The sequence below is a fragment of the Monashia sp. HAY1-5C genome (genome assembly GCF_056755255.1).
In genome coordinates, this window is the sequence record NZ_JBPGXG010000024.1 from 26771 (window position 1) to 39865 (window position 13095).

General features: G+C 68.2%; 8 protein-coding genes. 1 reads left to right on the forward strand and 7 read right to left on the reverse strand.

What is annotated here, in order from left to right; genetic code table 11:
- Positions 1 to 24: 24 nt before the first annotated feature.
- The 7 genes from ACR9ZK_RS05920 to ACR9ZK_RS05950 all read right to left on the reverse strand — a co-directional run bounded on the left by ACR9ZK_RS05920 (position 25) and on the right by ACR9ZK_RS05950 (position 11450).
- Entirely contained in the window at positions 25 to 1698 is a 1674-nt protein-coding gene (locus ACR9ZK_RS05920; RefSeq protein ID WP_481340962.1) for an ABC transporter substrate-binding protein, read from the reverse strand.
- A gap of 61 nt (positions 1699 to 1759) precedes the next feature.
- Positions 1760 to 2809, reverse strand: a complete 1050-nt coding sequence (locus ACR9ZK_RS05925; RefSeq protein WP_481340963.1) for a LacI family DNA-binding transcriptional regulator — start codon at positions 2807 to 2809, stop codon at positions 1760 to 1762.
- 732 nt (positions 2810 to 3541) lie between these two features.
- Positions 3542 to 5881: an exo-beta-d-1,3/1,6-glucosidase gene (locus ACR9ZK_RS05930; RefSeq protein ID WP_481340964.1), complete on the reverse strand. Its 2340-nt coding sequence runs from the start codon at positions 5879 to 5881 to the stop codon at positions 3542 to 3544.
- 1 nt (position 5882) lies between these two features.
- Entirely contained in the window at positions 5883 to 8186 is a 2304-nt protein-coding gene (locus tag ACR9ZK_RS05935; RefSeq protein ID WP_481340965.1) for a glycosyl hydrolase family 65 domain-containing protein, read from the reverse strand.
- A 95-nt stretch (positions 8187 to 8281) separates the two neighbouring features.
- On the reverse strand, positions 8282 to 9166 hold the full coding sequence (locus tag ACR9ZK_RS05940) for a carbohydrate ABC transporter permease (RefSeq protein ID WP_481340966.1): 885 nt from the start codon (positions 9164 to 9166) through the stop codon (positions 8282 to 8284).
- Complete coding sequence (locus ACR9ZK_RS05945; protein WP_481340967.1) at positions 9163 to 10122, reverse strand: carbohydrate ABC transporter permease; 960 nt, start codon at positions 10120 to 10122, stop codon at positions 9163 to 9165. The genes ACR9ZK_RS05940 and ACR9ZK_RS05945 overlap by 4 nt, the downstream gene beginning before the upstream one ends.
- Entirely contained in the window at positions 10122 to 11450 is a 1329-nt protein-coding gene (locus ACR9ZK_RS05950; protein ID WP_481340968.1) for an ABC transporter substrate-binding protein, read from the reverse strand. The genes ACR9ZK_RS05945 and ACR9ZK_RS05950 overlap by 1 nt, the downstream gene beginning before the upstream one ends.
- 494 nt (positions 11451 to 11944) lie before the next feature.
- On the opposite strand from ACR9ZK_RS05950, the gene ACR9ZK_RS05955 reads away from it, so the two are divergent.
- Positions 11945 to 12943 (forward strand): LacI family DNA-binding transcriptional regulator, encoded by a 999-nt coding sequence (locus ACR9ZK_RS05955; RefSeq protein WP_481340969.1) that lies wholly within the window; start codon positions 11945 to 11947, stop codon positions 12941 to 12943.
- Positions 12944 to 13095 lie beyond the last annotated feature (152 nt).

Sequence of the window (13095 nt, forward strand, 5' to 3'; positions counted from 1 at the left end):
CCGCGACGTCGTGTGCCGGTGCGCTCAGGCGCGCGGCTTCACGGTGGTGAGCACGAGCACCGCCGTGTTGCCACGGGTGAGCAGCGTCGCGTACGGGTTGTCCTGGGTCGGGAAGCCGGTGAAGCGGGCGTCGTTGTAGAGGCCCCACTCGGGCCCGCTGAAGAGCGGCACGACCGGCGCATCGGCGTCGAAGGTCCGCTGCAGCTCGGCGGCGGCCTTCTTCTGGGCTGCCTCGTCGCTCGTTGCTGCCAGCGCGTCGAGGGCCTTGTCGGCGGCGGGGTCCCCGAAGCGGTGGTAGTTCTCGGAGGCCTTCTCGCCGGCCTTCTTCACCGTCGCGGTCGACATGACGCCGCGGTAGTACTGGTACGGCGTCGGTCCGCCGTTGCTCCAGACGATGCCGGTGTCGAAGCTGCCGTCCTCGTAGCCGGCGACGACGACCGCCCAGTCCTTGCTGTCCACGCGTGCCTTGACCCCGACGGCGGCGAGGTTCTGCGCGATGACGTTGGCGACCGAGAGCCAGTCGGACGAGGCGCTACCCACAGAGATGCGCATCTCCCAGGGCTTGCCGTCGGCGAGAGTGCGGAACCCGTCGCCACCCTTTCGCAGGCCGGCCGCGTCGAGGGCCGCGTTGGCAGCGGCGACGTCGAGCTTCGTCCACGTGCACGCGCCCGCGACCGACTCGTCGCGCCACGTGTCGTAGCCACCGGAGAGACCCGTGCAGTCAGCCGCTTGGGCGTAGCCGCTCATGCCGACCTTGACCACCTGGTCGCGGTTGACGGCCATGGACAGCGCCTTGCGCACCCGGACGTCGTTGTAGGGCGCCTTGGTCGTGTTGAGCTGCCAGTGGATGGTCGATCCGACCGGCGGGAACCAGTAGTGCCGGTGCACTGGGTCCTTGGCGACGAACGTCTTCTCGATGTTCGGCACGAACTGGTCGGCCCAGTCGGTCTCGCCGTTCGTCGTGGCGAGGTTGGCGGGGTCGTTGCCGGCGAAGGCGAGCATCCGGATGCCGGGGATGTGCTGCTTGCCGGGCTGCCAGTAGTTGGGGTTCTTGGTCAGGTCGAACGACTGCGGCGTGAACGCGGCGACGGTCGTGTAGGGGCCGCTGCCGACCGGCGTCGGATTCGTCTCCTTGGCCGGGTCCTTGACCTTCTCCCACACGTGCTTGGGCACGATGACCTGCTGGCCGAGCTCGTAGAGCGCGGGCGAGAACGGCTTGGTGAGGGTGAACTGCACGGTGTGCTCGTCGGCCGCCTTGGCGTTCGCGAGGTAGTCGAAGCCGCCCATGACCTTCTTCTGGAGCGAGAAGGTGTAGGCGACGTCCTCGGCTGTGAGCGGCTGGCCGTCGGACCACTTGGCGGCCGGGTTGAGGTGGAAGGTGACGGTGCGACCGTCCTTCGACGTCTCCCAGGTCCGCGCGAGCCATGGCACGGCCTCGCCCTTGACGGGGTTGTAGATGAACATCCGCTCGTAGATCGCCTGTTGCGTCATGGGCAGCGCGTTCGGCGAGAACGGGTTGAAGTTTCGGGTGAAGGTGCCCATGTCCTCGCGGGGGATGGTGAGCAGGGCGCCCTTGGACGCAGCGCCGGAGCCGTTGCCGGCGGCGTTGCCGGAGGTGCAGGCGCCGAGCGCGACGGAGGCCGCGGTGGTCACGGCGAGGGCGAGCGCAGCCCGCCTCGAGACGGCTGACCGTGCCATATGATTCCTTCTCTCTGGTTGTGGCTGTCTGGCCTTGCTGGAGACACGTCGTCGGTCCGATTCACGGTCGGACCGACGACCTTTCGAGCAGCGGGCAGTCGATCGTCACCACGGTGTCGATCGGCTGCCCGTCTGCGTTGCCCCCGTCGCCGCCGGCTGCAATCAGCGAGCCGAGCAGCGACACCGCCGTGCGGCCCATCTCCTCGAAGGGCAGGGCGACGGTGGTGAGGGCGGGCCGCAGGTACGCGGCGATCAGCTCTTGGTTGTCGAAGCCGACAACCGCGATGTCTTCCGGGATGCGCAGGCCGCGCTCGCGGACCGCGTCGTAGGCACCCATGGCCATGCGGTCGTTGCCGCAGAAGAGAGCCGTGGGGCGATCGGAACGGTCGAGCAGGTCTCCGGCGGCGTCGTAGCCGCTGTCGGCGGTCGCGTGCCCGGAGACGACGAGGTCGGGGTCGGGGTCGATGCCTGCTTCGGTGAGAGCCTGACGGTAGCCCTCGAGCCGACCGACCGCGGCCGGGATCCCCGGGTCGAGGTTGATGAAGCCGATGCGCTCGTGGCCGGCGGCCAGCAGGCGCTCGGTGGCGCGTCGGCCGCCACCGACCTCGTCGGGCACGACCGACGGGAAGCGACCCTCGGCGTCGAAGCAGTTGACGAGCACGGTCGGCACCTCGCGGGCGGCCTCGGGCACCTGGACGGGACGGTGCCAGGTCGCGGCGTAGAGCAGTCCTTCGATGCGCTGCTCGAGCAGCTTCTCGACTGCTGCCTCCGCCATGTCGGCGCGATCCTCGCTCGAGGCGATGAGCAGGAACTTGCGCTCCTCCCACGCTCGCTCCTGTGCGCCCTTGATGACGTCGACGGCGAAAGGCGCCGTGACGATCTCGGTGATGAGGCCGAAGAGGCCAGTGCGCTGGGCGGCGAGGGCCCGGGCGCCGGCATTGGGCCGGTAGCCGAGGTCGCGGACGGCGTCCAGGATGCGGTCGCGCGTCTCCGGGGAGACGCTCGTGTCGTTGCGGCCCGCCAGAACGAAGGAGACGGCGGTGCGCGAGACACCGGCGCAGCGCGCGACGTCGCTCATCGTCACGTTGCGGCTCTTGCCCGATGCGCGCATGGTCTCCCTCGACCCTCGTCCTAGCTACTGCTGCCACCTACTAACGCGGGTTAGATGGCTTCGCGGGGCCGAGGTTACGCGCGTTACCTCGGGCCTGTCAACGGCCAACCCGAACTCGGCATGCTGGCTGGTGCCGTCGCCTGACCGCGACGGACCCGAGGTCGCAGAACCTGGGCAGGTTGGGCGCTGAGCCGCTCGTGGCCGGCCCCCCGGGAGCGCAGTGCTGCGGCCGGACGCATCCATCCCCACTCGCTCCGGCTCCTCCCAAATCCCGCGGCGTCCGATAAACGAAGCAGGACCCCGACGAAAAAGCGTGTCGGGGTCCTGCTTCGTCTGGCGGTGGCGGTGGGATTTGAACCCACGGTGGGGTTACCCCCACACACACCTTCGAGGTCTGTACCTGCGCATTCGGGGCGGTTCTCCGGGCAACGCGCGGCCTCCGACGAGCCCAGTGCGGACGATGCCGAACGCGGGCGATGACGCCCGAATGAGACTAGGAATGAGACCAGGGCCACCGACTGCTGACAACGGGGCGGCGACTGCATCCTCCCACCCTGGCGACGGCAGGTGTTGATCGGGTTCCTGCGGTGCACCGTCGGGTTGAGGTCGTTCCCGTTGATGTGGTTCGTCTCGACCAGAGTGGCGAGAGCCCACGCCGCGCGACCGTCCTCGGTCGCTATCACAGCGTCGAGGTGCCGCCGGTCGTTGAACCCTCGCCAGCGGCAGGAAATGTCACGGCTCGCACAGGGTGAAACGGGCGCGAAGCAGGTCGGCGGTGCGCGAGCTGTGGCCGACGAGCAGCTCGAACGCTCCGGGCTCGACGATGCGGCGCCCTTCGGCGTCGACCATGGAGCATGCCGCGGCCGGGATCGCCAGCCGGACCCGCGCACTGTCGCCGGGCGCGACCGTGACCTGCCGCCAGGCTTTGAGCTCCTGCTTCGCCCATGTGGCGCTCGTGACCAGGTCGCTGATGTAGGCCTGGACGGTCTCCAGCGCCGGCCGGGCGCCGGTGTTGGAGACGGTCACCTCGGCGCGCACCACGCCGTCCAATGCCACCACGTCGTCGAGGACGACGAGATCGGTGTACTCGATCGCGCTGTAGGACAGGCCCTCTCCGAAGACGAACAGTGGTTCCTGGGTCAGGTCGGCGTAACGCTCACCATGCTGGCCCCGCACCTGGTTGTAGTAGACGGGCTGCTGTCCGACATGCCGTGGCACTGACAGGGGCAGGCGCCCCGACGGCTCGATCAGACCGAGTACGAGCTCGGCCACCGCCTGACCTCCTCTCATCCCTGGGTTGAACGCCTCGATCAGCGCTGCCGCCGCCAGCGCGGCGTCGGGCACTACTGAGGGCTTGCCGTGGACCAGCACCACGACGACGGGTGTTCCGGTGGCGACGAGCGCCTCGAGCAGGGCGACCTGTCCGCCCTGCAGATCGAGGGTCGCGGTGGAGCAGCCCTCACCCGTCAACGCGACGGTGTCCCCGACAACAGCGACGACGTAGTCAGCGGTGCGCGCGACGCCCACCGCCTCCGCGATCAGCGCGTCGTCGACTGGCGCGGACGTGAACACGGGCGGACGCGGTTGACCGTCGGGATACTGCGGCCCTTGCGGGTCTGGTACCAGGCGTTCGATGTCGGCGCCGCGGGCGTACGTGACCGTCCACCCGTCGGGAACGGCTGAGCGGAACCCGTCGAGCACCGTCGTGACGGTCTCCCGGGGGTGCCCGTCCGGCATCCAGTCCACCTGACCGGACGCGCCGGCCCAGTCGCCCAGCATGGCCTGCGGGTCGTCGGCGTTGGGGCCGACGACCGCGATCGTGCGGACCTGACCTTTGGCGAGGGCGCGCCCGCGGTCGCCCCGAGTGAGCCCTCCGTCGAGGGGCAACACGCCGTCGTTGCGCAGCAGCACCAGCGAACGGCGGGCCATCTCGAGATTGAGCTCGGCATGCTCGCGGCACCCGATCACGGCCCGCTGTCGGTCGGGGTCGGGTGCACGCGGGTCCTCGAACAGGCCGAGCTCGAACTTCAGGCGCAGGATGCGGCGTACGGCGTCGTCGATCTCCTTCTCTCCGAGCAGGCCTCGGCGAACCGCTTCCTGGGCGCCTTCGAAGAAGCTCGGAGTCGTCATCACCAGGTCGTTTCCCGCGCGTACGGCGACCGTTGCTGCTTCGACGTCGTCGGCGCAGACCCGCTGCTCCCACACCATCCGACCCACGTTGTCCCAGTCGGTGACGAGCATGCCGGTGAACCCCCACTCGTCCTTGAGGACGTCGTTCAGCAGCCACCTGTTCGCGGTGACCGGGAGCCCGTCGATGGCCTGGTAGCCGAGCATGAACGTGCGGCAGCCCTCGCGGGCGGCCCGCTCGAACGGCGGCAGGAACCATGAGCGCAGCTTGCGACGGCTCAGGTCCGCCTCGCTGGCGTCGCGTCCGCCCTGCGTCTCCGAGTAGCCCGCGAAGTGCTTGGCGCAGGCCAGGACTGCTGTCGGGTCGTCCAGCCCAGCTCCCTGGTAGCCACGGACCATCGCGGCACCCAGCTCCTCGATGAGCAGCGGGTCCTCCCCGAAGGTCTCGTTCACGCGGCCCCATCGCAGGTCGCGGGTGATGCACAGCACCGGCGAGAAGGTCCAGTGGATGCCCGTCGCTGCGACTTCCACCGCGGTGGCGCGGGCCATGCGCTCGACGAGCTCGGCGTCCCAGGAGCAGGCCATCCCCAGCTGCGTGGGGAAGATCGTGGCACCGGGCCAGAACGAGTGGCCGTGGATGCAGTCGTCAGCGGTGAGCAGTGGTATGCCCAGCCTGGTGGCTGCCGCCAGCTCGATTGCGGCATGCATGCGCTCGGGCGAGGCGTGCAAGATCGACCCAGCCAGCTTGTTCGCCACGACGTCGTCCAGGTCGTCCCGGGCGTCGAGCTGCAGCATCTGCCCGATCTTCTCCCGCAGCGTCATACGGGCGAGCAGATCCTCGAGGCGTTCCTCGAGCGGTCTCGAGGCGTCCCGGAACGGCGGCGAGGTCGTGGTCACGGATGCTGCGGGTGAACTCTGGGCAGCGGCCTGGGGGTTCCCAATCATGTCATGGCACCTCGACAGAGGTGGTCGGGACGGGCGAGCGCGTCGTCGCCTCGACGCCCCGACTGGGGTCTTCGGTCCACCCCTGGCCGGGCTGTCGGGTGGGCACGGTCACCGGTGCGCCCTGGCGCAGCGAGAAGATCGCGCCAGCGACCTCGACTGTCATCGGGAGACCTCCGGTCAGCGTGACCGTCGTGCGCTCCGGGCCGATGGCGACGTCGAACGCGCGTCCTTGCCACAGCATCCGGCGCAATGTGAGGCCGGCCAGCTGAGGCGGCAGGATCGGGTCGAGCCTGACTCGGTCTTCACGCCAGCGCATGCCGCTGAAGCCGTACAGGAAAATCTGCAGGAATCCCCCATGTCCGGTCGTGAACGTGAACACCCCTCCCTGACGTCCCTCGGCGAACTGGTTGAACGGTCCGCGCAGAAACGGCTCCACGCTGCGGCGCATGAAGTCGTAGGAGGCGGACCCGGGGGTACCCAGGGCTGCGTGGGCGATGGAGTGGATGGAGTCCGTCATGGACGGCCCGTCAGGGTCCGTGCGCGCCGCGTAGTAGTCGATGTCGTTGCGCGCCACCTCGGCGGGCATGGGGTGTTCCCAGGGATACTGCAGCATGACCACGTCGGCCTGCTTGATGGTTTCGCCGGCGTAGCCGTCGTACTGCAGATGGATTCCCAGAGCCTCGTCGAACGGCACCCGCAGACCATCGGCAACCCGGCTCCAGTTCGGGTCCGCGGCCACGCCCACCACCTGCGCCGCCCGGGTGGCGATCCGCAGGGTCTCGGCGGCCGCGACGTTGGTGTACGCGCTGTTGTCGACAGGGAAGTGGTACTCGTCAGGACCCATGACCGTGTTGATGTCGTAGCCGCCGGCCTCATCGGCGACAGCGGAGCTCACCCAGAACTGGGCGGCTCCCTCCAGCACCGGCCAGGCCTTGTCCGCGAGCCAGCCGCGATCGCCGGTGGCGAGGTAGTACTGCCACTGGGCGAGGGCGACGTCAGCGGTGATGTGGTGCTCGAGCTCGCCCATCTCCCAACCGGGCGGAGTCTGTTCGTCTCCTCGCAGGGCGCTCTCCCAGGGGAACCTCGCACCCGCGAACCCGGTCTGGGTCGCATAGCTGCGTGCTTCCGCCAGACGCTGCTGCCGATAGGTGTTCGCTCCCACCGCGATATCCGGATGCTGCGCGAGCAGCGCTGGATACATCCACGTCTCCGTGTCCCAGAAGATGTGGCCGTTGTAGCCGTATCCATCACCGGACAGGCCGCAGGGGGACAGGCTCCAGTCCACCCCGGCCCGGGTGCTCTGCAGCAGGTAGAACATGCTCGCGCGGACCTGCAGCTGCAGCTCCGGATCACCCAGGACCTCGATGTCAGCGCTCCACAGGTCGGCCCATGCCCTCTCGTGCTCGGCCAGCAGGTCGACGTAGCCGGTGTCCGCGGCGGCCGCCGCCGCGGCGCGAGCCGTCGACAACGGGTCCTCCGAGTCTTGGGAGCTGGCGATCCCGACGTACTTGGTGACCGTGTACGTGGTTCCGGCTCTCACCTCGAAGGTTGCCTGCACCCCGACCGACCTGGGCTCGTCGGTCCCGTACTCCTCGGTCTGTGCCGCCACCCCGGTGGGCAGTTCCAGTCGCGACGCGAGCGCTGCGCTGATACTGGTGCCGAGGGTCGTCACCGTCTCGTACGACTCCGCCGCTTCACCGTCGTAGCCCTTGCTCGAAGGTTCGGTCAGCCCGGCGCTGGTGCCGTCGAAGACCCCGGTGACGCGCGCGCGCCCGCTCCAGTGCGGTGTGAAGGTGAGCTGCACGGCGGCCACCCGGTGCCGCGCCCGATGCACGAGAACCTGATAGGTGAGATCGGTGCAGTGTCCCGCCGGCGAGGTCCACGTCGCGTGCGTGGTCAGCAGTCCGGCCCGCAGGTCCAGCGACTGCCGGTAGTGGCTCACCGAGCCTTCCTCGCGGTCGTCCTGTACGGGTCCAGGCGTCCGCCGCGGCAACCGTCCGTAGGTGCCCGACTCGTCCGAGAACGCCAGCGTGGACCAGGTCGGGATGTTCGCGTCCCTCTCGACCGGGCCGTGTTGGGCGAAGAACCCGGCCAGGTGCGCCTGGGTCTCGATCGGCTCCGTCGCGTAGCCCATCCCCGCTGCGGGGATGCGGCCACCGATGTAGCCGTTGCCGAGGAAGGTCGGCGCATAGTCGTCGTTCGTCTGGGTGGTACTGAGCGTCCAACCAGTCGCGGGCTCGGACCACGCTGCTGTCGGGTCGTGGGTGGGGTCCTGCTTCTCGGCGAGGTCGCCGTGGGAGGTCATGCGTTGCCCTTCTCGGATGGGTATCGGGGGTGGGCTGATCGCTGGCACCGCCGGGTGGTGGCCTCTGGCCGGGTTCCGCTGAAGCTCTTCCGCGCTCAGGACTTGGAGCCGGACAGCGCGATGCCCTCGACGATCTGGCGCTGCGCGACGGCGAACAGGATGAGGATGGGTGCCGCCAACAAGGTGGTGGCGGCCATCAGCGCCGGCCAGTCGGAGGTGTACTGACCCTTGAACTGGTTGACCAGCAACGGCAGCGTGAACTTGTCGGAGCTGTTGAGGAAGATCAGCGGCGAGAAGAAGTTGTTCCACTGGCCGAGGAAGGTGAAGATCCCCAACGCCGTGAGAGGAGTGCGCAGCAGCGGCAGGATGATCGTCACGAACGTGCGGAACCGGCCGGCGCCGTCGAGCTGGGCGGCTTCCTCGAGCTCCAGCGGGATGCCTTTGATGTACTGGCGCAGGAGGAAGACACCGAACGCGTTGAAGAGTGCGGGCGGCACGATGAGCGCGGCGTGAGTGTCCACCCAGCCGAGCCAACCCATGATGATGTACAGCGGGATGATCGTGAGCTGGCCGGGAACCATCATGGTGGCGAGGAAGACCATGAAGAGTCCCCGGCTGGCCCGGAAGTCGATCCGCGCGAACGCGTAGGCGGCCATCGCCGACGTGAGCAGCGAGACGACCGTGATCGTCACGGCGATGTAGGTGCTGTTCCAGAAACCGCGGACGAAGTCGGCGCCACCGAGGGCGGTTCGGTACCCCTCGAGGTTCCAGTCCTGGGGCAGCAGCTTGGGTGGCTGGATGAAGATCTCCCCCAGTGGTTTGAACGAGGAGAACAGCATCCACGCGAACGGCAGCGCCATGGCGACCGCGCCGACGACAAGAATCGCGTGCAGCAACAGCCTGTGACGCGCGGGCCGGGAGCTGGAGGGCGCTTTGGCGGTCTTGACCGCGCGCCTGCTGGTGTCGGAGAAGGTGCTCATTCTGTGTAGTGGACCCATCTCTTCTGGGCTGCGAGCTGGCAGCCGGTGACCACGAGCAGGGCCAGGAACAGGAGGAAGGCGAGTGCCGATGCCTGCCCGAAGTCGAACTGGCCGAAGGCGATCTGGACGACTTCGTAGACGATGGTGCGCGAGGCGTCCGGGGCCGTGCTGCCGAAGAAGACGTAGATGTAGTCGAACACCTGGAACGAGCCGATGATCGAGGTGATCGACAGGAACAGGATGGTCGGGGACAGCAGCGGGATGGTGACGTGCCGGAGCTTCTGCCACTCCGAACAGCCGTCCAGCTCGGCGGCCTCCACGAACGACCGGTCGATGCTCTGCAGGCCGGCCATGAACATCACCAGCTGGTAGCCCAGGCCCTGCCAGATGCCGACCACCGCGAATGCGGGGATGACGAACCGGGCGTCCTGCAGCCAGTTGGGGGCAGGCAGGCCGATCGAGCTCAATGCGTGGTTGAGCGGGCTGATGTCGGGGTTGAACAGCCACAGCCAGATCGCGGCGACCGCGACCGAGGAGGTGACCACCGGGGCAAAGAACGCCAGCCGGTACACCGAGGTCAGCTTGCCGGCGCGTTGCATCAGCACCGCGAAGAAGAACCCGGTGAGCAGCAGTCCCGGGACCTGAAGCACCGTGAACCAGAGGGTGTTCATGGCCGACTGCCGGATTCTCGGGTCGGACAGCACGTCCCCGAAGTTGGCCAGGCCGGCGAAGGAGCGGGTACCGAACCCGTCCCAGTGGTAGAACGCCAGCACCAGCGCGAACAGCAGGGGGCCGACCATGAACACCGCCAGACCCACCAGCTGAGGGGTCAGGAACAGGTAGGCCGCGACCGTGTCCGCCCGTCGCCGGCGCCGGCGCGCGCGGCTTCGGTGGAGGTCCGGGATCTCCGACCCGGCCGGTGCCCGGGTCGGAGTTCCGGTGGTGAGCACGGCCATCAGGAACCGCCGTTGATCAGCTGGACCACCTTGCCGCTGAAGGACTCCGGCGTCTCGTTGCCCGACTTGAACATCTTGTCCACCAGCACGGGGAGCTCGGTGAGGACCTTGGGCTTGCTGGCGATCGTCCTGGGAACGGCGTAGCCCTTGGCCGCCACGTCGTTGAACAGCTTGCCGTGCGCGGGAAGGTTGCCCTCGGTGACGATCTGGTCCAGGCCCTTGACCGATGGCACCGCGTTGCCACCATTGGCCAGGCGGAACTTCTGGCCTTCGGCGTTCACGTAGTTGCCGAGGAACTCCAGCGCCTTGGCCTGGTTCTTGGCGTTGGCGTTCACCGAGAGCGCTGCCGTGTTGACCGGCACCGGCATGATGTCCTTGCCCGATGGCGAGGGGAAGGGGGCGATGTCGTAGCCGAACTTGAGCTTCTTGAGGTTCGGCAGGATCACGCGGCCGGTGGCGATGGTGCCCAGCTGCCCCGCGTAGAACAGCACGTCACCGCTCTGACCTTGAGGCAGGGAGCCGGTGTAGGTGATGTTCCCCGACTTGAGCTGCTCGAACAGCCACGACAGGGCCTCCAGCGACTTGGGGTCGCTGTCGAAGACGGCCTTGCCGGACTCGTCGAAGAGCGTCCCGCCGAAGGTGGAGATCCACCCGAACCAGTCGTACCAGCCGCCACCGATCAACAGACCCTTCTTCTTGGTGGCGCGGATCTTGTCCAACATGTCGGTCAGCGCGTCCTGGGTCCACGTGCCCGCCTCGAACTGGGCAATCGGGTCGGTGCTGACACCCGCCTCGGCCAGGAGGTCCTTGTTGAACCAGAACACGGCGGGGTTGCAGTCCACCGGCAGCCCGTACAGCCCGGGACTGCCGTCGGCGGGTCGGCACCATTCGTAGAGCCCCTCGTAGAAGTCAGCCTGCTTGACCGCTGCGCCGTTGCTGCCCAGGTAGCTGGTGAGGTCGAGCACCTGCTTGGTCTCGATCAGCTTGGCCATGTAGATGTCACCGACGTAGAACGCGGACGGAGCCGCGCCGGCGGACAGCTGCGACAGCAGCTTGGAGAGATAGTCCCCCACCACCTGTTGGTAGGTGACCTGAACCCCGAGCTGCTTGGTCATCTTCTCGGAGAACTGACGGAACCGGTCAGACTGCGGCGGCCCGTCCCAACCCGCCCACGTCAACCCAGGTGCAGCGGAGGAGCCTCCGCCGCAGGCCGCAAGCATGGGCCCGGCGGCCACACCAAGGCCGGCGAGCATGCCCGCCTTGAGGATGTTGCGGCGGCCCACGGTCGTGGCGGCCACCCCCTTGATCACGTTGCTGTGGCTGAACATCGTCGTCCCTTCCGCTGGCGGCACGCCGCCGTAGAACTGCCCTTGGTGGATTCCGCGTCAGAGCGCCCGGTCGAGCGTGTAGGCACCTCGTCGCGAATGCGGGTTTTACCGGTAAAGCAAGACGGTAGTGGCGCCGATCACGGCACGTCAAGGGGGTGTTTATCGATGACACGACGGGGGGGCCGCCTGTACGGCTCGGGCACCCCGGCAGAGCACCCCTCCACGTCCGCCGTTTGCGCGAAATCCCTGCAAGGACAATGCTGCTCGCGAAGTTGTGCCAAGCCTGCGCGATCCGTATGTCGCGCCACGAGCGTCCCAGCTCCTGTCTCACTCGTCTGCAGTCGGGTGCGCCCGGTCGAACATTTGTTGACGTTTCACCCACAGGCCCACAGAATCAGCCCATGGGCTTTACCGATTCAGCGGCAAGTCAGGGGCGCGGGCGCAGACCCGCCGCTGAGAGAACGGCTGGGTCGCCAAGGCCCACCATGGCTATGGTGGCAGCGCGGGTGGGGGTCTCCAAGCAGACCGTTCATTATGCGTTGAACGCCCCGGACCGGCTCAGCCCGGCCACGGTGCGCCGGGTCCTCAAAGCCGTGGACGAGCTGGGGTACCGACCCAACCAAGCTGCGCGTTCGCTCTCGACGAAGTCTCCGCGGGCCGTGGGCTTCCGGCTGTTCCCGACGGACCATCGGTCCCAGTCGGGCGGCGTTCTCGCGAGCTACCTCTACGAGTTCTCCCTGGCGGCACGCCAGGCCGACCACGACGTCTTCTGCCATGCCGCTGCCACCGACGAGGAGGAGATCCGGGTCATCCAGGAGATCTTCAGCATGAGCACGGTCGACTGCGTCGTCGTCACCAACACCCAGACCAACGACCCCCGGATCACCTTCCTGCTCGAGCGTGGCATTCCCTTCGCCTGCTTCGGGCGCCCCTGGGGACACGCCATGTCGGACACGTGGTGGGTCGACGTCGACGGCGCCGCCGGGGTGGAGCAAGCCGTCGACCACCTCGCCGAACGCGGCCACCGACGCATCGCCTACCTGGGCTGGGGCCCGCCCGGCGGGCTCGGGGATGACCGGGAGTCCGGCTGGCGCCGCGCCATGGCTTCACACGGCTTCGCGACCCGCGGGCTCGCGGCCCACGGCTCGGACGAGATCGGCACCGGCAGGGAGCTCGCCGGTCGACTCCTCGACAAGAAGACGCCACCCACCGCGTTCGCGTGCGTCAGCGACACGCTGGCGATGGGTGCGCTCCAGGCGTGCCGCGAGCGAGGCCTTGCCGTCGGCCATGATGTCGGCGTCGTGGGGTTCGACGACAGCATCGGGGCACGCGTCGTCACCCCCGGACTGACCAGCCTCGCCCAGCCGATCGACCAGGCCGCACGACACACCGTGCGCCTTCTTCTCGAGCTGCTGAAGGACCCTGGCGCACAGCCCGAGCAGGTCTTGCTCCGGCCGACCCTCGTGGTCCGGGAAAGCACCGTTCCACTCTGATCCCCAGCCAGGCGTCGCGGCCGCAGCCCGCTTCCGTCTCGACGGCTGGCAGCGGCTGGTGTCTCAGGAGGTCGACGCAGCCTCGCGGCTGTGCGGCACCTGCTCAGGGGCGCCGCTGTCTCTTATACACATCTGACGCTGCCGACGACGGA

Excerpts from the sequence above, each read along its gene's own strand:
- ACR9ZK_RS05925 (WP_481340963.1), bottom strand. The coding sequence starts at position 2,809 with ATGCGCGCATCGGGCAAGAGCCGCAACGTGACGATGAGCGACGTCGCG.
- ACR9ZK_RS05920 (WP_481340962.1), bottom strand. The coding sequence starts at position 1,698 with ATGGCACGGTCAGCCGTCTCGAGGCGGGCTGCGCTCGCCCTCGCCGTG.
- ACR9ZK_RS05935 (WP_481340965.1), bottom strand. The coding sequence starts at position 8,186 with ATGACCTCCCACGGCGACCTCGCCGAGAAGCAGGACCCCACCCACGAC.
- ACR9ZK_RS05950 (WP_481340968.1), bottom strand. The coding sequence starts at position 11,450 with ATGTTCAGCCACAGCAACGTGATCAAGGGGGTGGCCGCCACGACCGTG.
- ACR9ZK_RS05945 (WP_481340967.1), bottom strand. The coding sequence starts at position 10,122 with ATGGCCGTGCTCACCACCGGAACTCCGACCCGGGCACCGGCCGGGTCG.
- ACR9ZK_RS05940 (WP_481340966.1), bottom strand. The coding sequence starts at position 9,166 with ATGAGCACCTTCTCCGACACCAGCAGGCGCGCGGTCAAGACCGCCAAA.
- ACR9ZK_RS05930 (WP_481340964.1), bottom strand. The coding sequence starts at position 5,881 with ATGATTGGGAACCCCCAGGCCGCTGCCCAGAGTTCACCCGCAGCATCC.